Raw genomic sequence first — 23,961 nt, forward strand, 5'->3', positions numbered from 1 at the left:
TAAGGCCCTATGAGTCTTTTTCTGGATTTTGAACAGCCGATTGCCGAGTTGCAGGCGCAGATTGATGAACTCAAGCATGTGAGTGAAGGCAATCGTGCCGTGGATCTTAAAGACGAGATCCATCGGCTGGAGAAGAAAAACGAAGAGCTGACCAAGAAGATCTTCGGTGATCTGGGTGCCTGGCAGGTATCCCAGATGGCGCGTCATCCCCAGCGCCCTTACACTCTCGACTACCTCGAGCACATCTTCACCGATTTTGACGAGCTGGCTGGCGATCGCGCCTATGCCGACGACAAGGCCATCGTCGGCGGTATCGCCCGTCTCGACGGCGAGCCGGTGATGGTGATTGGTCACCAGAAGGGTCGCGAGACCAAGGAGAAGATCAAGCGCAATTTCGGCATGCCGCGCCCGGAAGGGTACCGCAAGGCCCTGCGCCTGATGGAGATGGCCGAGCGCTTCAAGATGCCGATCATCACCTTTATCGACACTCCGGGCGCCTACCCGGGCGTGGGTGCCGAGGAGCGTGGCCAGTCCGAAGCGATTGCCCGCAACCTGAAGGTGATGGCCGGTCTGACCGTGCCGGTAGTCTGCACCGTGATCGGTGAAGGCGGCTCCGGCGGCGCACTGGCTATCGGCGTGGGTGACCGCGTCAACATGCTGCAGTACTCCACCTACTCCGTCATCTCGCCGGAAGGGTGTGCTTCCATCCTGTGGAAGAGTGCCGACAAGGCCTCCGTGGCGGCTGATGCGATGGGGATCACTGCCCAGCGTCTGAAGGAACTCAAGCTCATCGACTCCATCGTCGAGGAGCCGCTTGGTGGCGCTCACCGTGATGTCGCCAAGATGGCCAAAAACCTCAAGGCGCGCATCAAGCAGGATCTGGATGCCCTGCGTCCGCTTGATAGCGAGCAGCTGCTGGAGCAGCGTTACCAGCGTCTGCTGGGCTACGGCTACTGCTAAGTCTGCTTGCTCTGCACCAAGCCCCCGTCGATACGGGGGCTTTTGTTTTATGGCCCTTTAACAAACTGTCTGGCGTGTTTCTGAACGCCGGTTGGAGGCAACAAAAAAGCGCCCCGGGTGAGCGGGGCGCTTTTGCCAAGATTGACTCGGTTACAGCTCAATCTCGTCGGTCAGACCTTCATAGGCGATATCGATTGATTGCAGCTCTTTCTGCAGGCGGTGCTTGTCTTTCAACGCCTCAATCTCGCGCCATTTGCGTTTTTTTCCCGTTGTCCCGCGGCTACGTGAACCGAGCTCAACTACCTCGTCATAATCGAAGTTGAACATTTCCATGGCTCCCTCCTTGGTTTTTATCGTTTTCACCATCCGTATAACATAACGAGGTTGAAAATAAAACGTTTTCGTTACAGCTCTATGACCGTGCTAAAAGTCGGGTACAAAAAAACCGGGCTCCCCTAGGGGAGCCCGGTTTTTCGTAGAAAAATTAACCGATTACAGGCGGCCAGCCAGCATGGTTTCCAGCTTGCCCTGGTCGATGGCAAACATGCGGATACCTTCACCCAGCTTCTCGTGAGCCATGGCGTCCTGGTTCAGTTCCCAGCGGAATTCGGCCTCGGTCATCGGGGTCGGCTTGGCTTTGCGCTCACCGGTGTAGTCCAGCTTGCGTACCACGGCGCCTTCAGTCTTGCTCAACTCTTCCAGCAGGGCCGGGCCAATGGTCAGACGGTCGCAGCCTGCCAGCTCCAGGATCTCGCCGGTATTGCGGAAGCTGGCGCCCATGACCACGGTCGGGTAGTCGTGCTGCTTGTAGTAGTTGTAGATGGAGGTAACGGAGACCACGCCCGGATCTTCGCTGGCAGTGTAATCACGGCCATTTTTGGCCTTGTACCAGTCGAGGATGCGACCCACGAACGGGGAGATCAGGAAGGCGCCGGCTTCGGCACAGGCGCGAGCCTGGGCGAAGGAGAACAGCAGGGTCAGGTTGCACTGGATACCCTCTTTCTCCAGCACCTCGGCGGCACGGATCCCTTCCCAGGTGGAGGCCAGTTTGATCAGGATGCGGTCGTTGCTGATGCCGGCTTCGTTGTAGAGACGGATCAGTTTGCGGGCCTTGGCGATGCTGGCGTCGGTATCGAAGGAGAGACGGGCATCCACTTCGGTGGAGATGCGGCCCGGAACGATCTTCAGCACTTCCAGACCGATGTTGACTGCCAGCTTGTCGCCCGCGTCGATGATTTGCTGTGCCTTGTCCTGGCTCTGGGATTTGGCCCACTTGATGGCGTCTTCGATCAGCGGTGCGTACTCGGGGATCTCGGAGGCTTTCAGAACCAGAGAGGGGTTGGTGGTGGCATCGATGGGCTGATAGCGTTTGATCGCTTCGATATCGCCGGTGTCGGCAACAACAGTGGTCAGGGCTTTCAGCTGGGTTAATTTATCGGCCATAGCGAATGTCATCTCTTAATGAGGGAGTAATCCCTGGGTTGCGGGCTTGAGACGGTGGTTCTGAAATAAAATTACAGGATCTTGATGCCTCAGGCTCAGAAAAGCGCGATGGGTATGACCCATCATCATTGCCTGCCTAATTAATACTTATGTGGTGCTTCCTGCAATAGGGGCACTTGGCTGTTAAATATTCAGGCTGTTGAGAAATTCCGTTTTAATGCGCAAAACATACTGATTAATAAGGTTTTTTATATTTTTCGGCAGACTGTTTCCGGTTTGCCGCCAAGCCATTTTTTTTAGCCAATATTCATATTTGCGTAGCCGATCACATAAATTGTTGAGTTGCATACTTGAAATTTTCTTACAGCGAAAACGTTTTGCGAAATATCCCCTCTTGAAAGCCGTTTCATGCAAGCGTTTGCCTGTTTCTGACGGAGAGAAATAGGCCGGCAGAAAAATACTCCTATGGAGCTATATTCGCGTTTGTCTGATTAAATTATTGGATTTGTTGAAAGTTTGCGATTTAAATGGAGCTTTAGTGGCGTTTTCCGTTCGTTTTTTGTGTCCAGGGTGATCGGGATCACTATTCTGGGTTCTTCCGCTGTGCTAGATTCCGCCCCTTTAGCGACACGATAATTAAACAACAGACAGAAAGCGGCCTGTGTACGCAGATTTGCACTGGCCATGGATGTGAATAACAACGAGAGAATTATGGACACCTTGATTGCGATGCTAAACGACCTGATGTGGGGAGCTGTGCTCATCTACCTGCTCATCGGGGTCGGTATCTTCTTCACCTTCCGCCTGGGTTTTATCCAGATCCGCCACTTCGGCCACATGTTCTCCGTGCTGAAAAACAGCCGCAAATCGGACAACGCCGGCATCTCCTCCTTCCAGGCACTCTGCACCAGCCTTGCCGCCCGGGTCGGTACCGGCAATCTGGCCGGTGTGGCCGTTGCCATCTATCTGGGTGGCCCCGGCGCCATCTTCTGGATGTGGCTGATCGCCTTTATCGGTATGTCGACCGCCTTCGTCGAAAGCACTCTGGCCCAGCTCTACAAGGTCAAGGATGAGGATGGCAACTACCGTGGCGGCCCTGCCTACTACATGGAAAAGGGGCTTGGCATGCGCTGGATGGGGGTGCTCTTTTCGCTCTGCCTCATTCTGGCGTTTGGTCTGGTGTTCAATGCGGTGCAGGCCAACTCCATCAGTCTGGCGATGAAGGTGGCCTTCGGCATTCCTGACTGGGTTAGCGGCCTGGCACTGGTGGTGCTCTCCGGTCTCATCATCTTCGGCGGCATTCGTGGCATCGCCCGTTTTGCCGAGCTGGTGGTACCCTTCATGGCGCTGGCCTACATCCTGCTGGCGCTGGTCATCGTAGCCATGAATATCAGCGAATTGCCCCACGTGATGATGCTGATCTTCAAATCTGCCTTCGGCATTGAGCAGGCAGGTTCGGGGGCGCTCGGCTATGCCATCTCCCAGGCGATGATCAACGGTATCAAGCGCGGTCTCTTCTCCAACGAAGCGGGGATGGGCTCGGCCCCCAACGCAGCGGCCACCGCCACTCCTTATCCGCCGCACCCGGCCTCACAGGGTTATGTGCAGATGCTGGGGGTCTTTATGGACACCATCATCATCTGCACCTGTACCGCAGCCATCATCCTGATGTCAGGCCAGTTTGAGCCGGGCTCCGGCGTGACCGGGGTGGAGCTGACCCAGCGAGCGCTCTCCTCCCAGATTGGTCATGGCGGCAATATCTTCATCGCGGCGGCCATCTTTTTCTTCGCCTTTACCTCCATCGTGGCGAACTACTCCTATGCCGAGACCAACCTGGTGTTCCTCGAGCACAACCACAAGGGCGGCCTGATGCTGTTCCGGATGTTTGTGCTGGGGATGGTAATGTTCGGCTCGGTAGGAGAGCTGCCGACCGTCTGGGCGATGGCGGATGTCTCCATGGGGCTGATGGCCATCGTCAACCTGGTGGCCATCCTGCTGCTCTCCGGCGTCGCCATCAAGCTGGCGAAGGATTACAACGATCAGCTCAGGCTGGGCAAGGTGCCTACCTTTGATGCCAACAAGTACCCCGAGATCCGCTCCCAGCTGGAAGAGGGTATCTGGGATAATCCCGTCAAAAAGTAATCCGTGTTGCATGATGTGCAAGAGAGGGGAGCCGGTGGCTCCCCTCTCTTTTTATGCCTTGTGTGATGCGCTTATGGCTGGCGATCCCAGCTCTGGCAAATCTGGCGTACTCGCCGTTTCAGCTGTCGCTGGCAGCGTTTCTGCTGATGGGCGGTGAGCGGCCCGTAACGCCAGCGCCGGTAGAGCCAGGCCGCCTGCAGCAAGGGTCGGGATAGAGCGGGGCGCAGCGTTGCCAGTCGTTCACACCACTGGCCCAGCGTCTCGCCTGCTTGCACTGTGCAGCCGGCCGCGTTGCCCCGGCGCAGCAGTGGCTGCCAGATCCGCAGGGGGGCGGGTTCGCGGGCAGGCCAGAGGAGCGGCAGGCTTACCATCAGAGCGACCAGCAGCAAACTGAGCAGGATAAGCCAGGGGCTCTGCCCGGCCAGCGATGGCCAGCGCTGCGCAACCTGTTGCCAGAGCTGGCTGGCATCGTGTCCCAATACCCAGCGACTCCACTGGTAGTCGAGATTGTTGCCCCACCAACGCAACTGGTTGAGCAGGGCCCAGCTGCGATAGCGCTGCAAAGAGAGGGGGTCGGCGGCGGCAAACTGCTCGCCGAGCGCCTGCGCCATATTGCCCTCGATACGCTCCGGTGCGACGGCTGCAGTCGGGTCGATGCGCTGCCAATGCTGCTGCCGGTCGAGATACTCCACCCAGGCGTGGGCATCGAATTGGCGGACTGCCAGATAGCTGCCCTGCGGGTTCCACTCGCCGCCGAGATAGCCGGTCACCAGTCGTGCCGGAATACCGGCTGCCCGCAGCACAAAGGTCGTCGCCATGGCGTAGTGGCCGCAAAATCCCCGCCGGGTATCGAACAGGAAATCGTCCACCCCATCCGGGCCAAGCCGCGGCGGCGTCAGGGTATAGGTGTAAGGCTGGCTGCGAAATCGGGTCATCAGGGCGCCGACCAGCGCGCTCGGTTCGGGATAACGGGTGGCAAGCTCCCGGGCATAGGCCCGCGCCTGCGGATTGCCCTTGACTGGTAGCTGGAGGTTGCGCTGCCGTTCACGCTCTGTAGCGTCGGGGAGCGTTGCTGTGCTTGCCCGATAGCGGATGGCCAGCTCGTTGCTTCCTTGTCGGTAGAGGGTCGCGATCGGAGTGGCTTGTACCGGCCCCGCCACCACACGGGGAGCCGTCATGGCGAAGGCCCAGCGATGGCGCTGCGGCTCGGCGAGCACCTCATAGCTCCCCGCGGGCAGCGGGCTATCTGACAACGTGGATGTCACGTTCAGCAAGGGGACTGTTTGCTGCCATCTTTTCACCTCGGTGCTCAGTTGCCAGCGCCGTCCGTCAAAATACTCCTGCCGCATGACCGGAAAGTAGCGCTCCTGCGCAGGGGGCGGGCCATCGGCAAAGGTGACGCGAAACACCAGCTCGGAGGAGCTGACCAGCTCGTTGATGTCGCCGGGGGCCACCTCTTCCGAGAGGCCTGTCAGGGCTCGGCTTGCGGTCGGCATCTGCCAGAGTGGTGGCAACCTTGGCAGCACGATAAAGAGGGTCAGCAGCAGGGGAAGGGCGAGCAGCAGGGCGCCGCCTGCGCTGTGCCATGGGCGCTTCTGCTGCGGGGCCGCGGCATTGACCAGTACAGTGACCGCCAGCCAGAGCGAGAGTGCCAGCAACAGCGCCCAGCCGATGCTCTGACGCTGCACCAGTGCCAGCGCAATCAGAAAGAAGGCGAGCAGCAGCACCTGTTCGACATCCCGATCGCGCCGAACCTCGATGAGCTTGAGGCTATAGCCGAGCCAGAGCAGGTTGACCAGCGCGGGCAGGGTGCCCAATCCCCGCCACTGCAGCAGGAGCATCAGCAAACAGCCGATGGCCAGTATCGCCAGCACTCGTGCCGGTGGAGGACGCCAGCCCCTCCACAGCATCATGGTGCGGGTAAACAGGGTGATGGCGCCCACCGCCATGACCCAGAGCTGTAGCTGGGGCCAGAGTGCGGCAATGATCAGCAGCTGTTGCAGGGCGATGAGGGGCAGCAGGCGCCGGTTATCGAGCAACATCCGTTCTGCCCTCGTTTGCCGGGTTATCCAGTTGCGCCAGTGCCAGCAGGCAGCGCTGCACAAATGCGGGGCCGCTATCAGGCCCCAGCGTCTCCCGGGCCAGCGTCAGGGAGAAGGGGAGCCCTTGTTTGCCATAGTCGCAGCACCACCAGGCAAGTACCGCCAGCCGCTGCTCCAGATCGCCACCTGTTACCCGCGAGAGGCTGAGATGGCGGCCAGCCCGATGCGGCTCACAAAACTGTTTGCTGAGCAGGCCGCGCCCCTGTGCCAGTTGCTTCCAGGCGATCCGGCTCATGGCTTCGCCCTGCTGGTGAGCCCGAAGAGTATCAAAGTCGCCAATGGCGGCTGGCAACATATCCCCCTGCTGTTCGTCGGCTGCGGTGCTCTCACCTTCCCGCAGCGGGCCATAGACAGCCTTGGGGTAGACCCACCCCTCCAGTTGCAGATCCGGCAACGACCAGCAGCGAAAGAGGCCGAGGGGATAGCGGCTCTCGACTTTAAGCCGGCCAAGGGGGAGGCGACCGCGGCGCCGACCCGTGACCGGCAACAGCAGTTCGAGGGGGGTGGGGCCTATCTCGGACTGCCAGAGCGCGCCATCACCAAGGGTGAACTGAACGCCGTAGAGCGGGCGCGAGCGCTGTACCCGTATTCTGATGGGGAGCTGGCTGCCCGCCTCGCCGGTAGCTGTGGGCCCGCCCATCAAGGCCAGACCCAGCAGGTTGCGATGGGTGAGCCACATGGCCGTCATAAACAGGCTGCCGAGGCAGTAGGCAACCAGCAGTACCAGATTGTTCTGATAGTTGGTGCCGAGCAGGTAGATGGCAAGCAGTACCAGCAGATAGAGCAACCCCATGCGGGTGGGCAGGATGAAGAGGCTGCGCGGTCCCAGCGTGATCTGGCGTGACGGGGGGATGCGGCGATCAAGCCAGCGCAGCTGCCAGCGCTCCCTTAGCCGGCGCCAGTCAGTCATGGCCGATCCGGATCGACGCTGGCCAGCAGCCGCTGGCTCAGGGGGCAGGCTTCGCCGTGCTGCACGCCAAAGCTGCCCCGCAGCCGATGCTCCGCCACATAGGGAAAGACCGCCTGCACATCCTCCACCGTGACGAAGCGTCGTCCGGCCACCAGCGCCCAGGCCCGGCTCACCGCCAGCAGGGTCTGGGCCGCACGGGGGGAGAGGGGCTGCGGCAGCTCGCCATCAAAGCGGCTCTGCTGTACCAGTGCCAGCAGGTAGTCGAGGGTGGCATCCGAGAGGTGAATGGCCTCGGCTTCGGCTTGCAACAGGGCCAGGGCATCGGCGTCCAGCAGGCAGGGGAGAGGCTGGCTCAGCTGCTGGCCGCGCAGTAGTCTGCGCTCCGCCTCGCGAGGAGGGAAACCGAGTGAAAGCCGCACGGCAAAACGGTCGAGCTGGGATTCGGGCAGGGGATAGGTGCCCGCCTGATCGGCCGGGTTCTGGGTGGCGATGACGAAGAAGGGAGTTGGCAGCGGGTGAGTGTGGCCCTCGATGCTCACTTTCTGCTCGGCCATCGCCTCCAGCAGCGCGCTCTGCACCTTGGGGCTGGCGCGGTTGATCTCGTCGGCCAGCAGCACCTGGGTGAAGATGGGGCCGGGGTGAAAGGTGAAGTGCTGCTGGAGGGGATCAAAGATCTGCAGGCCCAGCAAATCGGCAGGTAGCAGATCGGCGGTAAACTGCATCCGGCGGCAGCTCAGTCCCAATACCTGTGCCAGCGCCTGAGCCAGAGTGGTTTTGCCCATGCCGGGCAGATCCTCGATCAGCAGGTGGCCACGGGCCAGCAGGGTGACCAGTGCAACCTTGAGCTGCAGCGGTTTACCCAGAATCACCTGTTCCAGCGCTCTCAGCACCGCCGTGATCTGTTCCTGTGATTTCACAACTCCTCCCGCTTTCGGCTTGCCCGTATCTTGCTTCTCTCTTTTGGCACCTACAGCTTATACGCCAGTCGCTCAGGGCGGGCTCAGTACGCCGTAAAACCATTGAAATGGCCCGTTTTTTCAATGACTTCACACCGACTTCACAGTTGTTCACGCTCAGCTCACCAAGCGTCCTTATGATGCACTTCTCAACTCACCACAAGACAGATGTCATGAAACAACCAACAACACTCTCGCTGCTGACTCTGGGTTCCCTGCTGATCTCTTCATTCGCTTCTGCCGCACAGGATGCTCCTCTCACCGCCATCGTGGACGGCACCATTCAACCCGTGCTCAAGGAGTACCGGATCCCGGGAATGGCGGTTGCCGTACTGAAAGATGGCAAGGCCCACTACTTCAACTATGGCGTTGCCAACCGGGAGCACGGTCAGCGCGTCAGCGAGCAGACCCTGTTCGAGATTGGTTCGGTCAGCAAGACCTATACCTCCACCCTCGGCGCCTACGCCGTGGTCAAGGGGGGCTTCAAGCTCGATGACAAGGTGAGCCGGCACGCGCCCTGGCTCAAGGGCTCCGCCTTTGATGGCATCACCATGGCCGAGCTCGCCACCTACAGCGCAGGCGGCTTGCCCCTGCAGTTCCCCGATGAGGTGGAATCGATCGAGCAGATGCAGGCTTACTATCGCCAGTGGACGCCGGCCTATCAGCCGGGCAGCCATCGCCAGTACTCCAACCCCAGCATCGGTCTGTTCGGCTATCTGGCGGCGAGCAGCCTGCAGCAGCCATTTGCCCGCTTGATGGAACAGACCCTGCTGCCTGGGCTGGGTATGCACCACACCTATCTCGAGGTGCCGAAGCAGGCCATGGGGGACTACGCCTATGGCTATTCGAAAGAGGACAAGCCCATCAGGGTCAATCCCGGCATGCTGGCCGACGAGGCCTACGGCATCAAGACCAGCTCGGCGGATCTGCTCGCCTTCGTGAAGGCCAATATCAGCGGTGTTGATGACAAGGCGTTGCAGCAGGCCATCTCCCTGACCCACCAAGGGCGCTACTCGGTAGGCGAGATGACCCAGGGACTGGGCTGGGAGAGTTACGCCTATCCCGTCAGCGAGCAGACGCTGCTGGCGGGCAACTCCTCGGCGGTGATTTACAATGCCAACCCGGTCAAACCTGTTGCCGCGTCCCAAGAGACGGGGGGGGCGCGACTCTACAACAAGACCGGCTCGACCAACGGCTTTGGCGCCTATGTTGCCTTTGTCCCGGCCAAGGGGATTGGCATCGTCATGCTGGCCAACCGCAACTATCCCAATGATGTCCGGGTCAAGGCGGCCTACGCCATTTTGAGCAAGCTGGCTGACTAATCACGGGGCAGCGTTTTACCGCAAGCAAGTGCGCCGGGATTGCCCGGCGCACTTTTTATCGCGTTTATTTTTACTCCGCTCACGGTGAGCTTCTGCCTGGCGGCTTGTCCATCCAGTTGCCTTAATCGCACATCGGCAGAAACAATATTTCCATTTTGGAATGTATCGATCGCCATCTCTTCACTAGGTGTGGTGGTAGCCCCCCCCTATAGTGCTCCGCATAGTCACTTGCTTGCCTGCTGTTTGCCGCGCTTTTGGCAGAACAGGGGCTAGATTTCTGTTACGGAGCCTCCATGAGAACTTTTCTGCTGTGCGCCTTTCTGATGATCATCATCTATCCGGTCGGCATTGATCTCTATCTGGTCGCCGTCCCCCGGATTGCCGAGAGCCTGCAGGCCAATGAGGCGCAGATCCACACCGCCTTTTCCATCTATCTCTTTGGCATGGCTGCGACAGTCCTGCTGGGAGGCATGATTGCCGATCGTTATGGCCGTCGCCCCGTGGTGCTGGGCGGAGCCATCATCTTTCTTGCCGCCTCGCTGGTGGCAGCCCATTCAACCGATGTCACCCAGTTTTATCTGGGGCGATTCTGGCAGGGGGTCGGGGCGGGGGCACTCTATATCATGACTTTTACCGTGTTACGGGATGTGCTGAGCGAAGAGCGGCTGGCGATGGCACTCTCCATGATCAACGGGGTTATCTGCGTCATTCCGGTACTGGCGCCGGTGTTGGGCTACCTCATCCTCTCCCGTTTTCAATGGCAGGGGATCTTCGTCACGATGGCTCTGGTGGCGGCATTGACCGGTCTGATCAACTTCTTGATGCTCAAGGAGACCCGGCCGGCAAACAGGCAGGAGAGCGCTGGAGGTTTGCCATTTGCCTTGTTGCGCTCCCCGCGCTTTATGCTGATTTCGCTGCTGACCAGCACCAGCGTGACCGCCATTCTGGTCTACGTCAGCGTTTCTCCCCTGATCCTGATGCAGGAGTATGGGTTCTCCCCCGAGCAGTACTCCGTCGTCATGATGGTGATGGCAGGAGTGAGCATGTCGACCTCCTTCCTGACGCCACTGCTGTTGCGTTGGTTGGGCAAGCAGCGAGTGCTGGCACTCTCCCACCTTGCCTACCTGCTGGCGGCATGCCTGCTGCTGGGCAGCTGGTTGCGTGGCAATGATGTCGCACTGCTGCTGGCCGGCTTTGCACTGGTCTGTGTCGGCTTCTCCTGCGGCTTCGGGGTGGCCATGGGAAAAGCGCTGGATGGCTGCCAGCACAATGTGGCCTTCGCCAGTGCGGTGCTCTGCGTCATGCAGATCAGCTTGTCCGGTCTCTATATTTGGTTGACGGGGCAGTTGGGCTTTTCCCCGCTGGCTATGCTTTTCTGCTCCCTGCTGCTGACGTTGCTCAGTTACCTGGGAGTGAAAGGGCTGGTACCATGGCTTGCTGTTCGCGAAGCGCAATCGCGGGGATAAACGGGAATGAGGAGGGATATGCGTACGTTGGTTGAGCTCGATCTGAACCTGCTGATTGTATTCAAGTATCTGATGCAGGAGCGCAGTGTCGCCGGTGCAGCCAAGAGGCTCTGCGTCACCCCGTCGGCGGTTAGCAAGGCGCTGGCCAAGCTGCGGGAGTGGTTTGACGATCCCCTCTTTGTCCGGGTACGACAGGGGCTGCAGCCGACCAATCTCTCCCTGACGCTGGAAGAGGAGCTCAAGGTCTGGTATCAGCTGACCGACAGCATCACCTCGCTCAACAGCGAGGCGATCCCTGATGGTGCCCGCTTCAGTCTGGTGATGGAGTCCCCCTTCTACATCAGCTTCCTGAGCGATCTGCCGATGACCATCTACGAAAAGTATCCCAACTCGGTGGTCAGGATGCTGGGTTGGGATCATCACTCGCTCAACGACATCGTCAATGGCGATGCCGATCTCGGTTTTTGTGCCCGGGAGACCTATTCCCGCTCCCGGGCCAAGGTAAACCGGCTGCCCTATTACATCGATCACGAAGTGTTGTTCAGCGATCGTCCAGTCGCTTTTCTGCGTAAGGATCACCCCCTGCTGCAGCAGAAGTGGTCGTTGGAGAATTTTCTGGCTTGTCCCCAGGTCAGCATGGTGTGGGAAGCGAATGATACCTGGGCTCTTGATAGTCTGTTGGAGGACGAGGGGCTGAAGCGGGAGGTGCCCATCATGGTCTCCAGCTTCGAGCAGGCGCTGCATATTGCCGCCCAGTCTAGTCACGAGCTTATCGCGGTGGCGCCCTCCTACTGCGGGGGGTATGCGGCCAGGCACCATGCCAACCTCATTGCCATGCCGTTGCCACTGCCGGAGAAACTCTACCAGCAACTTGAAATTGCTTTTATCCTGCTCTGGCACAAGCGGCACAATCAGGATGCCAAGGTAATGTGGCTGCGCAACGAGATAAGGCGGCTCTACAATCGCGAGTCGGAACAATCGAATGGATAAAAACCGGAGCGTTTGCTCCGGTTTTTTTATGCGCGTTGAATAGCTGATACTGATAAAAATGTATTCGCATTGGTACATTTCATTAACACAGATTCCATAATGGAAGGTGCTGACTTCCTGTTTTGCTGTAGACGCTGATACCCACTCTGTTAGATACTGCCACTTATAATAAACGCCTCTGCATTGCACTGAAAATATTGTTTTCTGTGTATGCCAGAGGCTACGCAGTAATTACAATATTAATAATATTGACTTGTTTGACATTATTGCCCTGTTTTACATCTGGATGTTTATTCAGGGGGCGTCTATTAGTATTTGAATTCTCATGAAATAAATCATTACGACTTTTATTTATACCAGAAAAGCTCTATTTGATCCCTTGGTTATAGCAGTAAAGGTTCGATGTAGTTGGTGAGTGGAACTGAAAAAGGTTGTTTATATGATTAATTGCAAAACTATAACGGTCACCAGTTTATTGACCGTATTACTCTGTGGCTGCGCCAAGAATACTGTTCACTCTGATGGCTCACAGACTATTGCACTTAATAAAGGTGCGATTATCCATTCAGAAGAGATTACCAGCCATTTCTTCTTTTCTGATGTCGACTTCGGTCTAAATGACAAAATTGATGCGGCAGCTATTTGTCACGGTGCAGAAAATGTCGTGCAGATAGAGACAAAGCGAGGTTTTTGGGACTCTGTGTTTGGCAGTTTGAGCGCAGGCCTGTATGCGCCTCGTACGACAAGAATTGATTGCGCAGGATGACAAGATGACAAAGAGAGGATACCGAGGGTGTTAAAACAGAATATTATATTGTCGGTTTTTTTTGGTGTAGGGAATTTTTATATTTGTAGTTGTAATGAATATAAGGTTGTTGTAGTAAAAATAAAAACCAAAATACTCCAGAGCAATTGGCTAATATAGATGGATGGTGTGGTTGCTTATATCGCAATCATTTAAAAATGACGGGGGGACAGAGATGCTGATGATTGGTTTCCCGACTCTGGAAGGTCTCTTCTTTGTGGTGCCAAAGAGCTAGGCAAAGTTTCGGTCGTCGTCACAAATCAGATTGATGGCAGTGCGGGAATTAGTCTCTTGCTGTTGAGGTTCAACGGCAAGCCATTCTATCGGCCCGTCATTACGCTGCGATGGCAAGCGTTATGACGGGCCGCTATTGTATCAAGGCAGCTATGGCTAATGCCTGACGAGAAGAGATATGCGTGCGCTCAAAGATCTTGATTTGAATCTGCTGGTGCTTTTCAAATACCTGCTGGCTGAGCGCAGTGTGGCCGGTGCGGCCAAGCTGCTCAATGTGACGCCTTCCACGGTGAGCAAGGGATTGGCCAGGTTGCGGGAGTGGTTTGCCGATCCGCTTTTTGTGAGAGGGCGCAGGGGGTTGCAACCTACCAATCTTGCCTTGACGTTGGGGGATGAGCTGGAACTCTGGTTTCAGCTTACCGGGGTGATCGCCTCGCTTAATCGTGATGCTATCCCCGATGGGGCTCGCTTCAGTCTGATGGTGCAATCCCCTTTCTATCTACTCAGTGACCTGCCCATCAAAATTCATGAGAAGTACCCCAACTCGATAGTCAAGATGCTGGCATGGAATCGCCACTCCCTTGGCGACCTTGTCAATGGCGACGCAGATCTGGGTGTCTGTGTGCGCGAAAGTTACGACCGCTCTCTGCTCAAACTGGGTAATCTTCCCTACTACATCGATCATGAAGAGCTCTTTTGCGACAGGCCCGTAGTCTTTCTGCGCAGAGATCATCTGCTGCTTCGGCAACTGTGGTCGCTGGAGAACTTTTTGGCCTGTTTCCATTGCAGTGTGGTGCTGGAGGTCAAAGAGACATGGAGTCTGGATATGTTGCTGGAAGATGAAGGTCTCAAGCGAAATGTATCCGTGATGGTATCCAGCTTCGAGCAGGCGCTGTATATGGCTGCCCAGTCGCAGCAGGAGCTTATTGCGGTTGCGCCCTCCTACTGCACCGCGTTTGCGGCCAAATATCATCCCAATCTCGTTACCCTGCCGCTACCTCTGCCCGAGCGTCTCTACAGCAAGCTGGAACTCACTTTTATCCTGCTTTGGCACAAGCGGCATAATCAGGACTCAAAGGTTAGGTGGTTACTGCAGGAGATAAGGCGGCTCTATCAGCAAGCGCCAGCCCGGGGGGCTACCTGAATTCAGCCGGCGGATCTGCGCCGGCTTTTTTGTGCCTGCCAGTTGTCCTGAGTCTGCGATGGCTGTGAAGAGAGCCATTTGCTGTCGTTCAATACATAGAATTGAAGATAAATCACGTCTCGAGTGACACTCTTTGCAAGAGAATTTGTAATCCTGTTTCATTAGAAAACATCATGAAAGTCGGATTTTAAAGTGTGATCAACCATTAAGTCAGTTAATCGCCAGTGACATAACATGCCTCACCTTGAAATAACGGGGCGTGCCCCCTTATTTCTGCTCGCCCCTTTGCGGTGTATCAGTGTCGCTTCTTGCCCCACTTATCACCTTGAAGATGACGAATGAAACATCTGTTGCCAGATATCGAGCGGCGGCTTGCCGGCACAGGGCAGGGCCGCAGTCGGGTGGCTTGGCAGGTATTTCATTTCATGGGCTCACCGCCATCAGATTTATAACAATAAGCAGCTATCAAGGCAGGTTACTATGCGTCCAGCAACAGCACCGACCGGGTTGTTACAACAGCCCAAACCCTTCTTCATGATATTTTTTGTCGAACTCTGGGAGCGCTTCGGTTATTACGGCGTGCAGGGGATCCTGGCAGTTTTCTTTGTACAGCAACTGGGTTTTTCCCAGGAGCAGTCGTTTATCACCTTCGGCGCTTTCTCGGCGCTGGTGTATGGCCTTATCTCGATCGGTGGTTATGTTGGCGACCATATTCTCGGTACCAAGCGCACCATGGTGTTGGGGGCGGTTGTACTGGTTATCGGCTATTTCATGACCGGCATGTCGATTTACAATCCTGACCTGATTTTCTATGCGCTCGGTACCATCGCGGTCGGCAACTGCCTGTTCAAGGCCAACCCGGCCAGTCTGCTCTCCAAATGTTATGCCCCGAAGGATCCGCGGCTGGATGGTGCCTTTACCCTCTTCTACATGTCGATCAATATCGGTTCGCTTATCTCCCTGTCGCTGGCTCCGGTCATTGCCGAACACTACGGCTATACCGTCACCTACAACCTCTGCGGTGTCGGGCTGGTGATTGCGCTGCTCACCTTCTTTGCCTGCCGCAATATGGTGAAAGACATTGGCTCCGAGCCGGATCATCTGCCCCTCAACTACGGTAAGTTGCTGATGGTATTGGCTGGCTCGGTGGTCATGGTCTTCTTCTGTGCCTGGTTGATGCACCACGTAGTGATCGCCAACATGGTGCTGATGACGGTGACTATCGCCGTGGTAATTGTCTTTTTCCGCGAGGCGTTGAAGCTCGACAGCGTGGGTCGCAACAAGATGTATGTGGCCTTCGTGCTGATGCTGGAGGCGGTGCTCTTCTATGTGCTTTACGCCCAGATGCCGACTTCGCTGAACTTCTTTGCCATCAACAACATGCATCACGAAATGCTGGGCATGAGCGTCAACCCGGTCAGCTTCCAGGCGCTCAACCCCTTCTGGGTGGTAGTGGGTAGCCCGGTGCTGGCGGTGATCTATACCCGGATGGGCAGCAAGGGGCGGGATCTCACCATGCCGCTCAAATTTACCCTAGGGATGTTCTTCTGCTCGCTCGGTTTTCTGACTGCCGCAGCTTCCGGCTGGTGGTTTGCCGATGAGCAGGGGCTCACCTCGCCCTGGTTTATGGTGCTTATTTACCTGTTCCAGAGCATCGGCGAGCTGATGATCAGTGCGCTGGGTCTGGCCATGGTGGCTGCGCTGGTGCCGCAACGCCTGATGGGCTTTATCCTCGGGATGTGGTTCCTGACCCAGGCGATGGCATCGCTGCTCGGGGGTTATGTCGCTACCTTCACCGCCGTACCGCAAGGGGTCACGGATCCGCTGCTGACTTTGCCCATTTACACCGGCGTGTTTGGCAAGATTGGGATAGCGACCCTGATTATCGCTGTGGTGATGGGCCTGATGGTGCCTTGGCTGAACCGGATGATGAATGCCGCACCGCAGGAGGAAGAGGGGTTGCTGGCGCCGCAGTCACAGGTGTGACGGGGAGATAGATGCAAACAAGGCAGGGGCACAGCCCCTGCCTTGTTGTTGATAGTTTAGTTGTACTGCTCTTCCATCCAGGCTTCGACGATCAGCTGTGCCGATACGCCGTCCACGCTGCCCTTCTCCAGCGCGCGATATCCACCCTGTTCGAAGAGGCGGGCACGGGCGTCCGTGGTGGTGAGCCGCTCATCCTTGAACTCGACCGGTTTGCCGAAGCGACCGTGCAGGCGGTTGCCGAACTTGCGGGCACGAACCGTGATCTCCTGATCGGTGCCATCCATGTTCAGGGGCAGGCCGACAATGAGCAGATCCGGTTGCCACTCCTTGAGCAGCTTCTCGATTTCGTCCCAGTTGGGGATGCCGTCATTGGCCTTGAGGGCGCGCAAGGGACGGGCAGTGCCGGTCAGCTCCTGGCCGATGGCAACGCCAATGCTCTTGGTGCCGTAGTCAAAGCCCATGATGCTGCGTGATGACATGAAAAATCCTCGAAATAAAACGGGGTTCGCCAGCGGCTCAGCTGTGGCCGACGTCGCTGGAGAGATGGATCGGATTAACCCCGATGCTGGCGGCAGCTTGCTGCCACCGCTTGTGGATAGGGGTTTTGAAGATAAGGTCAGGATTGGGCGGGATCACCAGCCAGGCGCCATCAACCAGCTCCTGTTCCAGCTGTCCGGCACTCCAGCCAGCGTAACCAAGCGCCACCAGCCAATGATCGGGAGCCTCACTCGTACCCAGGGTTTCCAGTATATCCTTTGAAGTGGTCACCATCATTTCGTCCCCCACCTGCATCGTGGAGCCGAAACCGGGGCGGAAGCTGTGCAGTACAAAGCCACGATCGGCATGCACCGGCCCCCCTTGCACCACCGGCTGCTTGAGTTCCGCAACGGTCGGGGGCGTGAGCTTGAGCTGGGTCAGCATGGCCTCAACGGACATGTCGACCGGGATGTTGACGACCAGCCCCATGGCGCCCTCTTCGTTGTGTTCGCACAAGTAGACCAGCGAACGCTCGAAGTAGGGGTCCGAGAGGCTTGGCATGGCAAGAAGAAAGTGATTTTGCAGTGTTTGCATATGGGCCAGATATTGCAAAGGTATTTGCGGCAATTATGGCAGCTCGACTCTGTGGGCAAAACCGCTTTTTATCGAAGGCGTGCCGGCCCGCCATTTATCCGGGTAGGGAGAGAAAACCATGGAAGGGATTTCAATCAGGCAGAAGTTGATTCTGGGTTGTGTGGTGCCGCTGCTGGCACTATTGGCCTTGCTGGTGGGGGCAACCCAGGCGATGTCCCAGCTGATGGCAGGCATGAACGCTATGTATCAGGGGGAGGTGGTGCAACTGAAAGAGCTCAAGCACATTGCCGATCTCTACGCCGTCAACGTCATTGATGCCACCAACAAGGCCAATGTGGGCGGCTTTACGCCGGAGAAGGCGAAAGCGGCCATCATGCAGGCTCAGCATGATGTCACCCAGAGCTGGCAGAATTACCGCAACATGGCGATGGATCAGGGGGAGACGCAGGAGGCGGATCGGGTGCAGATGCTCTTCGCTGCGGCCGATCAGCAGATTGCCGCCGTATTGCAGGTGCTTGATGGCGGGCCGGAGGAGGTACGCGCGCATCTTGGTGCCCGGATCATGCCCCTCTATGGTGCCATCGACCCCCTCAGCGATGCGGTCAGCGCTCTGGTGCAGTATCAGCTGACCGCTGCCGAACAGAGCATGACCGAGCTGACCCAGCTCAAGGATCGTCTCTTCCAGCTCTTTCTCCTGCTGTTTCTGATCGGGGGCGGTTGCGTGCTCTTCTTCGGCATGTGGGCCGGCCGCAGCGTGAGTCAGCCGCTGGCGGCCATGAGTCAGGTGCTGCGTGGTATGCAGACCGATCTTGATTTGAGCCAACAGGCGCCGGTATTGCGCAAGGACGAAATGGGGTCGCTGGCCCAATCGCTTAATCAGGTGATCAGCCACTTCCGCGGTTTGATTAACCAGATCAACGAGATGGCAGAGCATCTGGCCAGAGAGTCGGCCCGCCTTGCCCATATCGGCGTAGAAAGCCGCCAGCGCTTTGCCCAGCAGCAGGCCGAGACCGATCAGAGCGCGACGGCCATGAACCAGATGAGCGCGACCGTGGCCGAGGTGGCTAACAGCTCGTCCGGAGCGGCCGATGCGGCCAGGGTGGCCGACCAGAGTGCCCGTCACGGTCATGAAGTGGTGGAAGATGCCATCCAGCACATGTCTTCCCTCTCTTCCCATATCCAGACCACGGCGGCGATGATCACCCAGCTGGCCGATGACAGCCGCGATATCAGCAGCGTGATGGATGCCATTCGCGGCATTGCCGAGCAGACCAACCTGCTGGCGCTCAACGCCGCCATCGAAGCGGCGCGGGCAGGGGATCAGGGGCGCGGTTTTGCGGTGGTGGCGGATGAGGTGCGTACACTCTCCCAGCGTACCCAGCGCTCGACTGAAGAGATCGGCAAGACCATCGTCAAGCTGCAGCAGGGGGCGAGCGAGGCCGCCAACAGCATGATGCACGGGCTGGAGCAGGTCGAGGAGTCCAACCGCACCGTGCTTGCCTGTGGCAAGGCGCTCGGCGAGATCGTCACCTCGGTGGAGATGATCAACGAGCTCAATACCCATATCGCCACCGCCGCCGAGGAGCAGAGCAAGGTGGCCGAGGATATCACCCGCAACGTGGTCAATATTGCCCAGATTGCGACCGAGTCGACGGCAGCTGCCTCCGATATGAACCAGAGTTGTCACGAGCTGGAGCAGCTATCGAGCGATCTCAAGCTGAAGGTGGGGCAGTTCCGTTGTTAAGCCTTCATACCAATGAGCAAGGCATGAAATAGAAGAGGCGGCCCCGGGGCCGCCTCTTTGCATTAACACTCGCTCACTACATCGAGCTGCAATTTAACTGTGGCTGGCTCAGGCCTTGGCCAGTCGGCGCTCGATGGCATCCATCAGCATGCCGGTGATGTGCACGTCGAAGGCCGCTTCAATCTCGCGAATGCAGGTCGGGCTGGTGACGTTAATCTCGGTCAGGCGGTCGCCGATGATATCGAGGCCAACGAAGATAAGCCCCTTCTCTTTCAACGTCGGGCCCACTGCGCGGGCGATGGCCCAGTCGGCTTCGCTCAGGGGACGTGCTTCACCACGGCCACCGGCCGCCAGATTGCCACGGGTTTCCCCCTGCGCCGGAATGCGCGCCAGACAGTAGGGAACCGGCTCACCGTCCACTACCAGTACCCGCTTGTCGCCATCCTTGATGGCGGGCAGATAGGTCTGCGCCATGCAGTACTGGCTGCCGTGGGCGGTCAGGGTTTCGATAATCACGCCGACGTTGGCGTCATCCTCCTTCATGCGGAAGATGGAGGCGCCGCCCATGCCGTCCAGCGGCTTGAGGATCACGTCTTTGTGCTTCGCGTGGAAGGCGCGCAGCTTGTCGGCTCGGCGGGTCACCAGCGTGGTCGGGGTGTGCTCGGCAAACCAGGCGGTGTAGAGCTTCTCGTTGGCGTCGCGCAGGCTCTGCGGCTTGTTGACGATAAGGCAACCCTCATCCTCGGCCCGCTCCAGCATGTAGGTGGCATAGATAAATTCGGTGTCGAACGGCGGATCCTTGCGCATCAGGATCACATCGAGGTTGGAGATGGGCTGATCCACCACCTCGCCCAGGGTGTACCAGTCGGCATAGTCATATTTGACAGTGAGCGGGCGCATGGTGCCAAAGGCGCGACCGGCTTCCATGTAGAGATCCTTCATCTCCAGATAGAAGAGCTCATAGCCGCGCTTTTGCGCCTCTTCGAGCATGGCAAAGCTGGAATCTTTCTTGATGTTGATGGCCGAGATGGGGTCCATCACGATGCCGAGTTTAATGGTCATCCGAATATCCTTCTTGTGGCTCGATTGCTAGTGAGATTCTTAAAACCTGTTCAAAGTCTGTCACGAGAGGTCGTCAGCAAGGTAAAGAGCAGCGCAGGAACCGGAGCGTATAGACATACGTGAGGATTCCGAGCAGCGCATGAGCCTTGATCACGACCTCGCAGTAAGACATTGGACTGGTTTCAAGCGAGATCGCCAAAGCGGCACTGCAGCGCAGTAATCGCAGTCAGGGCGGCGGTTTCGGTGCGCAGCACCCGCGGCCCCAGCAGCATCTCTTTGAAATCTTCCTGCACGGTACGGGCGATCTCGTCGCTCGACAATCCCCCTTCCGGGCCAATCAGCAGGCGCACGCCGTGCTCGGGAACGGGCAGGGTGTTGATGCTGTACTCGGCGCGCGGGTGCAGGTTGAGCTTGAGCTCTTTAGTCTCTTCCGCCAGCCAGGCATCCAGCTCCATCGGCATACGCACTTCGGGCACCACGTTGCGACCGCACTGTTCGCAGGCGCTGATCACCACCTTCTGCCACTGCTCGCGCTTCTTCTCCAGTCGATCGGCTGGCAGCTTGACGCCGCAGCGCTCGGAGAAGAGCGGGGTGATGCAGGTGACGCCCAGCTCAACCGATTTCTGGATGGTGAAGTCCATCTTGTCGCCCCGGCTGATCACCTGACCGAGGTGGATGGCCAGCGGTGACTCCACCGATTGGACGTCGCAGCTGTCGATGGTCACCTCCACCGACTTTTTGCCGACGCTGGCGATGGTGGCGGGATATTGATTGCCATCGCCGTTGAACAGCTCGAGCTGCTGGCCCGGCTGCATGCGCAGTACCCGGCCGATATGGTTGGCGCCGTCTTCCGACAGGGCGATGGTCTGGCCAACTTGCAGGGTGGCCGGTTCATAGATACGTGGAATGCGCATGGCTGCTTGTCAGTCTCTTGCTTGGAAACCCTTCATATCCTGCTGCGAGGCGGCAAGCAAGGCTCACGCGGCAATAGGGAAGGGCTTCATGATAGGAGGGGTGATCCCCCTCCCTGGTCAAATGGGGTTATTGGCACTGCTTTTCAATAAAGGGATTGGTATTGCCCTGCAGCTTGCCGATGCGGCGGTTGCGCTCGCACTCCCAGCCTTCTGCCGGGTACTGGCGATCCCAAGCTTCGAACAGTTTACGCTGTTGCGCAGCCAGACGCAGCCCATACTGCTCGTTCATGTAGAGGTAGGCGCGGGCGATCTGACCCCGCACCGGCCCCTTGGGCGGCTGCACCCGGCGCTCCTTGAAATCCACCAGCATCTGGCACTGGCCGTACTGATCCGGCTTGCCGTTCCAGTCGGAGAAGCGGAAGTTGGCGCGATCGCCGTTCACCTCGCCGATGGCGGGGAAGAGGTTATGCATGTCCCCCTCCATCTTGTTGAACTCCGGGCTTATCTTCTCGCAATTCTTGCGCCCACCATCCTGCCAGCACTGCAGCTGGTGGCCGAACTCCCAGGCGGGGACCACGTGCTCCCACTCGATGCGGGCGGCCCGCTTGGGCTGCTTGCGTGGTTCGTAACCGCAACTGGCGAGATCCGGGCTCATTTTCTTGCCCTGATAGTTGATGTCACAGCCGCAGTAGAAGGTGGTCGCGTCTGGCTGGCTGCGGTAGAGCTTCACCAGATCCTGCTTGGCTTCGCGAAAGGTCTGGGCGTGCAGAGGCGCGCTGAGCAGCGGCAAACCGGCCAGCAGGGTCAGGGCGAGGGAGGAGATGAAACGCATGGGATTCCTTGCAAACGGGATGATTGACGAACGATGGCGGGCACCCTACCACAAGAGCGCGACACCGGCTGGCTTACTGTTCGGGCTCCAGCCGTTCCCGCTCCAGCAGCTGCTTGCAGCGGCGGCAGTGATAGCGGGCCTCGCCGCGCACTATCTTGTTGTGGCGGCGTACCGACAGCTGATGCTGCTGACAGAGGCAGCGATAGGGGATGGTGCGCTGGGCCAGAACCGCCAGATCGAAGCTGTGGGTGGTTCTGGGCTCAAGGCTGAACACTTCCCGCATCACCGACTGCCACTGCTTGCCGTGGGGTAAGACCCTGTTTTTGCCACGACCTTCCCCCCACAGTGCATAGACCAGCAGATGAGCCACCTCGTGGGGCACCACCTCGGCCAGAAACGCCTGCTGGTTGGCCTGACAGAGGGCGGGATTGAAGCGCAGCTCCCAGGTTTGCAGCCGCGCAGATCCCGCCGCCCGACCGCGCATGTTGCAATGGACTTGCGGGCGGGGGAAGGTGCGGCCAAGGCGCGCTTCGGCCTGTGCAAAGCAGGCATCGACGCGTGCGAGCAGCTGCTGGTGCAGGGCGGGGTCGAGGCGGGTAGGGGTGGCTGACATCGGGTTCTCGTCAAATGGCGGATAAGCAAAAGGGGAGCCAGGCTCCCCTTTTATCACAACCGTGAACCTTACAGGCCAGCGGCAGAGCGCAGCAGTTCGGCCTTGTCGGTCTGCTCCCACGGGAACTCGTTGCGACCGAAGTGACCATAGGCAGCGGTAGCCTGGTAGATCGGGCGCTTCAGATCCAGCATCTGGATCAGGCCATACGGGCGCAGTTCGAAGTGCTCGCGTACCAGCTTGACCAGCAGATCCTCGGCGACCTTGGCGGTACCGAAGGTTTCCACGCTGATGGAGGTCGGCTCGGCCACGCCGATGGCGTAGGAGATCTGGATTTCACAGCGATCGGCCAGACCGGCGGCAACGATGTTTTTGGCAACGTAGCGGGCGGCGTAGGCTGCGGAACGGTCAACCTTGGACGGATCCTTACCGGAGAAGGCGCCACCACCGTGACGGGCCATGCCGCCGTAGGTGTCGACGATGATCTTGCGACCGGTCAGACCGCAGTCACCCATCGGGCCGCCGATAACGAAACGGCCAGTCGGGTTGATGAAGTATTTGGTGTCCTTGTTGACCCACTCGGCCGGCAGCACCGGCTTGATGATCTCTTCGCGTACCGCTTCAACCAGATCTTTGTGGCTGATGGATTCGGCGTGCTGGGTAGACAGCACCACGGCATCCACACCGATGATCTTGCCGGCGTCGTCGTAGGCGAAGGTCAGCTGGCTCTTGGCATCCGGACGCAGCCACGGCAGGGTGCCGTTCTTGCGCACTTCAGCCTGACGCTTCACCAGCAGGTGAGAGTAGGTGATGGGGGCCGGCATCAGCACGTCGGTTTCGTTGGTGGCGTAGCCGAACATCAGGCCCTGGTCGCCCGCGCCCTGCTCCAGCGGATCGCTGCGGTCAACGCCCTGGTTGATGTCCGGGGACTGCTTGCCGATGGCGTTCAGCACGGCGCAGGAGTCGGCATCGAAGCCCATGTCGGAGTGGGTGTAGCCGATGTCACGCACGGTATCGCGCACGATCTGCTCGATGTCTACCCAGGCAGAGGTGGTTACTTCACCGGCCACCATGACCATACCGGTCTTGACCAGGGTCTCGCAGGCAACGCGTGCCTTGGTATCTTGCTTGAGGATGGCGTCCAGTACCGCATCGGAGATCTGGTCCGCAATCTTGTCGGGATGGCCTTCGGAGACCGACTCGGAAGTAAACAGCTTTGCCATGATTTTAATCTCAGCTTGTCTGGGTTATCGCCACGGCAATAACCG

The 23,961-nt window shown here is 58.3% G+C and carries 22 protein-coding genes; 9 read left to right on the forward strand and 13 right to left on the reverse strand.

The genetic code is table 11. The features are described 5' to 3' along the window. Window positions 1-9 precede the first annotated feature (9 nt). Window positions 10-960, forward strand: coding sequence for an acetyl-CoA carboxylase carboxyl transferase subunit alpha (gene accA / locus NOM67_RS08060; RefSeq protein ID WP_033116084.1), 951 nt, complete (start codon window positions 10-12; stop codon window positions 958-960). Between the two features lie 150 nt (window positions 961-1,110). On the opposite strand, the gene NOM67_RS08065 is transcribed toward accA, so the two are convergent. Together NOM67_RS08065 and tal are read right to left on the reverse strand one after the other, a co-directional pair. Further along, complete coding sequence (locus tag NOM67_RS08065; protein ID WP_005338547.1) at window positions 1,111-1,293, reverse strand: DUF3545 family protein; 183 nt, start codon at window positions 1,291-1,293, stop codon at window positions 1,111-1,113. A gap of 159 nt (window positions 1,294-1,452) precedes the next feature. Then, a complete protein-coding gene (gene tal / locus NOM67_RS08070) occupies window positions 1,453-2,403 on the reverse strand; it encodes a transaldolase (protein WP_043849330.1) in 951 nt (316 codons plus the stop codon). A gap of 711 nt (window positions 2,404-3,114) precedes the next feature. Between tal and NOM67_RS08075 the strand changes: the two genes are divergently transcribed. After that, a complete protein-coding gene (locus tag NOM67_RS08075) occupies window positions 3,115-4,545 on the forward strand; it encodes a sodium:alanine symporter family protein (protein ID WP_156852347.1) in 1,431 nt (476 codons plus the stop codon). Between the two features lie 71 nt (window positions 4,546-4,616). Here NOM67_RS08075 and NOM67_RS08080 read toward each other — a convergent pair whose 3' ends face one another. From NOM67_RS08080 to NOM67_RS08090, 3 genes are read right to left on the reverse strand one after another with little or no spacing between them, the layout of a single operon-like run. After that, on the reverse strand, window positions 4,617-6,587 hold the full coding sequence (locus NOM67_RS08080) for a DUF3488 and transglutaminase-like domain-containing protein (RefSeq protein WP_255935664.1): 1,971 nt from the start codon (window positions 6,585-6,587) through the stop codon (window positions 4,617-4,619). Then, window positions 6,574-7,557: a DUF58 domain-containing protein gene (locus NOM67_RS08085; RefSeq protein ID WP_255935666.1), complete on the reverse strand. Its 984-nt coding sequence runs from the start codon at window positions 7,555-7,557 to the stop codon at window positions 6,574-6,576. The genes NOM67_RS08080 and NOM67_RS08085 overlap by 14 nt, the downstream gene beginning before the upstream one ends. Beyond that, entirely contained in the window at window positions 7,554-8,474 is a 921-nt protein-coding gene (locus tag NOM67_RS08090) for an AAA family ATPase (protein WP_255935667.1), read from the reverse strand. Before NOM67_RS08090 ends, NOM67_RS08085 begins: the two co-directional genes overlap by 4 nt. 212 nt (window positions 8,475-8,686) lie before the next feature. Between NOM67_RS08090 and ampC the strand changes: the two genes are divergently transcribed. Next, the gene (gene ampC, locus NOM67_RS08095) at window positions 8,687-9,835 is read left to right on the forward strand and encodes an FOX/MOX family class C beta-lactamase (RefSeq protein ID WP_255935668.1); all 1,149 of its coding nucleotides are present in this window, start codon (window positions 8,687-8,689) and stop codon (window positions 9,833-9,835) included. Here the strand turns inward: ampC and NOM67_RS08100 are convergent. Then, window positions 9,832-10,011, reverse strand: a complete 180-nt coding sequence (locus NOM67_RS08100; protein ID WP_255935670.1) for a hypothetical protein — start codon at window positions 10,009-10,011, stop codon at window positions 9,832-9,834. The genes ampC and NOM67_RS08100 overlap by 4 nt on opposite strands. A gap of 117 nt (window positions 10,012-10,128) precedes the next feature. Between NOM67_RS08100 and NOM67_RS08105 the strand changes: the two genes are divergently transcribed. The 5 genes from NOM67_RS08105 (at window position 10,129) to dtpB (ending at window position 16,460) form a co-directional block, all read left to right on the forward strand. Continuing rightward, window positions 10,129-11,301 (forward strand): MdtL family multidrug efflux MFS transporter, encoded by a 1,173-nt coding sequence (locus NOM67_RS08105; RefSeq protein WP_255935672.1) that lies wholly within the window; start codon window positions 10,129-10,131, stop codon window positions 11,299-11,301. 18 nt (window positions 11,302-11,319) lie between these two features. Beyond that, window positions 11,320-12,291 carry an HTH-type transcriptional regulator YidZ gene (gene yidZ, locus NOM67_RS08110; RefSeq protein ID WP_041208095.1) on the forward strand — a complete coding sequence of 324 codons (972 nt, stop codon included), beginning with the start codon at window positions 11,320-11,322 and terminating at the stop codon, window positions 12,289-12,291. 415 nt (window positions 12,292-12,706) lie between these two features. After that, complete coding sequence (locus NOM67_RS08115) at window positions 12,707-13,057, forward strand: Bor/Iss family lipoprotein (protein ID WP_156852341.1); 351 nt, start codon at window positions 12,707-12,709, stop codon at window positions 13,055-13,057. A gap of 451 nt (window positions 13,058-13,508) precedes the next feature. Then, entirely contained in the window at window positions 13,509-14,474 is a 966-nt protein-coding gene (gene yidZ, locus NOM67_RS08120; protein ID WP_255935675.1) for an HTH-type transcriptional regulator YidZ, read from the forward strand. Between the two features lie 480 nt (window positions 14,475-14,954). After that, window positions 14,955-16,460, forward strand: coding sequence for a dipeptide/tripeptide permease DtpB (dtpB, locus tag NOM67_RS08125; protein WP_255935677.1), 1,506 nt, complete (start codon window positions 14,955-14,957; stop codon window positions 16,458-16,460). Window positions 16,461-16,516: 56 nt separating this feature from the next. On the opposite strand, the gene ruvX is transcribed toward dtpB, so the two are convergent. Then, a complete protein-coding gene (gene ruvX, locus NOM67_RS08130) occupies window positions 16,517-16,939 on the reverse strand; it encodes a Holliday junction resolvase RuvX (RefSeq protein WP_033116074.1) in 423 nt (140 codons plus the stop codon). Between the two features lie 37 nt (window positions 16,940-16,976). Beyond that, window positions 16,977-17,531, reverse strand: coding sequence for a YqgE/AlgH family protein (locus NOM67_RS08135; protein WP_043849418.1), 555 nt, complete (start codon window positions 17,529-17,531; stop codon window positions 16,977-16,979). A 118-nt stretch (window positions 17,532-17,649) separates the two neighbouring features. On the opposite strand from NOM67_RS08135, the gene NOM67_RS08140 reads away from it, so the two are divergent. Then, window positions 17,650-19,275, forward strand: coding sequence for a methyl-accepting chemotaxis protein (locus NOM67_RS08140; RefSeq protein ID WP_255935684.1), 1,626 nt, complete (start codon window positions 17,650-17,652; stop codon window positions 19,273-19,275). Between the two features lie 108 nt (window positions 19,276-19,383). Here NOM67_RS08140 and gshB read toward each other — a convergent pair whose 3' ends face one another. From gshB to metK, 5 genes are all read right to left on the reverse strand, one after another. Then, window positions 19,384-20,337: a glutathione synthase gene (gene gshB / locus NOM67_RS08145; RefSeq protein ID WP_255935686.1), complete on the reverse strand. Its 954-nt coding sequence runs from the start codon at window positions 20,335-20,337 to the stop codon at window positions 19,384-19,386. A gap of 182 nt (window positions 20,338-20,519) precedes the next feature. Further along, window positions 20,520-21,251, reverse strand: coding sequence for a 16S rRNA (uracil(1498)-N(3))-methyltransferase (rsmE, locus tag NOM67_RS08150; protein WP_005343824.1), 732 nt, complete (start codon window positions 21,249-21,251; stop codon window positions 20,520-20,522). A gap of 127 nt (window positions 21,252-21,378) precedes the next feature. Then, the gene (locus tag NOM67_RS08155; protein ID WP_255935699.1) at window positions 21,379-22,083 is read right to left on the reverse strand and encodes an endonuclease; all 705 of its coding nucleotides are present in this window, start codon (window positions 22,081-22,083) and stop codon (window positions 21,379-21,381) included. A gap of 73 nt (window positions 22,084-22,156) precedes the next feature. After that, window positions 22,157-22,696, reverse strand: a complete 540-nt coding sequence (locus NOM67_RS08160; RefSeq protein ID WP_255935702.1) for a SprT family zinc-dependent metalloprotease — start codon at window positions 22,694-22,696, stop codon at window positions 22,157-22,159. A gap of 68 nt (window positions 22,697-22,764) precedes the next feature. Beyond that, the gene (gene metK / locus NOM67_RS08165) at window positions 22,765-23,916 is read right to left on the reverse strand and encodes a methionine adenosyltransferase (RefSeq protein ID WP_042030287.1); all 1,152 of its coding nucleotides are present in this window, start codon (window positions 23,914-23,916) and stop codon (window positions 22,765-22,767) included. Window positions 23,917-23,961: the final 45 nt, after the last annotated feature.

The organism is Aeromonas sp. SG16 (assembly GCF_024436135.1).
Classification (GTDB): domain Bacteria; phylum Pseudomonadota; class Gammaproteobacteria; order Enterobacterales; family Aeromonadaceae; genus Aeromonas; species Aeromonas jandaei.

Bases quoted from the DNA above. Each gene is read 5' to 3' on its own strand.
- accA (WP_033116084.1), top strand. From the start codon at position 10: ATGAGTCTTTTTCTGGATTTTGAACAGCCGATTGCCGAGTTGCAGGCG.
- NOM67_RS08065 (WP_005338547.1), bottom strand. From the start codon at position 1,293: ATGGAAATGTTCAACTTCGATTATGACGAGGTAGTTGAGCTCGGTTCA.
- tal (WP_043849330.1), bottom strand. From the start codon at position 2,403: ATGGCCGATAAATTAACCCAGCTGAAAGCCCTGACCACTGTTGTTGCC.
- NOM67_RS08075 (WP_156852347.1), top strand. From the start codon at position 3,115: ATGGACACCTTGATTGCGATGCTAAACGACCTGATGTGGGGAGCTGTG.
- NOM67_RS08080 (WP_255935664.1), bottom strand. From the start codon at position 6,587: ATGTTGCTCGATAACCGGCGCCTGCTGCCCCTCATCGCCCTGCAACAG.
- NOM67_RS08085 (WP_255935666.1), bottom strand. From the start codon at position 7,557: ATGACTGACTGGCGCCGGCTAAGGGAGCGCTGGCAGCTGCGCTGGCTT.
- ampC (WP_255935668.1), top strand. From the start codon at position 8,687: ATGAAACAACCAACAACACTCTCGCTGCTGACTCTGGGTTCCCTGCTG.
- NOM67_RS08100 (WP_255935670.1), bottom strand. From the start codon at position 10,011: ATGGCGATCGATACATTCCAAAATGGAAATATTGTTTCTGCCGATGTG.
- NOM67_RS08105 (WP_255935672.1), top strand. From the start codon at position 10,129: ATGAGAACTTTTCTGCTGTGCGCCTTTCTGATGATCATCATCTATCCG.
- yidZ (WP_041208095.1), top strand. From the start codon at position 11,320: ATGCGTACGTTGGTTGAGCTCGATCTGAACCTGCTGATTGTATTCAAG.
- yidZ (WP_255935675.1), top strand. From the start codon at position 13,509: ATGCGTGCGCTCAAAGATCTTGATTTGAATCTGCTGGTGCTTTTCAAA.
- dtpB (WP_255935677.1), top strand. From the start codon at position 14,955: ATGCGTCCAGCAACAGCACCGACCGGGTTGTTACAACAGCCCAAACCC.
- ruvX (WP_033116074.1), bottom strand. From the start codon at position 16,939: ATGTCATCACGCAGCATCATGGGCTTTGACTACGGCACCAAGAGCATT.
- NOM67_RS08135 (WP_043849418.1), bottom strand. From the start codon at position 17,531: ATGCAAACACTGCAAAATCACTTTCTTCTTGCCATGCCAAGCCTCTCG.
- NOM67_RS08140 (WP_255935684.1), top strand. From the start codon at position 17,650: ATGGAAGGGATTTCAATCAGGCAGAAGTTGATTCTGGGTTGTGTGGTG.
- gshB (WP_255935686.1), bottom strand. From the start codon at position 20,337: ATGACCATTAAACTCGGCATCGTGATGGACCCCATCTCGGCCATCAAC.
- rsmE (WP_005343824.1), bottom strand. From the start codon at position 21,251: ATGCGCATTCCACGTATCTATGAACCGGCCACCCTGCAAGTTGGCCAG.
- NOM67_RS08155 (WP_255935699.1), bottom strand. From the start codon at position 22,083: ATGCGTTTCATCTCCTCCCTCGCCCTGACCCTGCTGGCCGGTTTGCCG.
- NOM67_RS08160 (WP_255935702.1), bottom strand. From the start codon at position 22,696: ATGTCAGCCACCCCTACCCGCCTCGACCCCGCCCTGCACCAGCAGCTG.
- metK (WP_042030287.1), bottom strand. From the start codon at position 23,916: ATGGCAAAGCTGTTTACTTCCGAGTCGGTCTCCGAAGGCCATCCCGAC.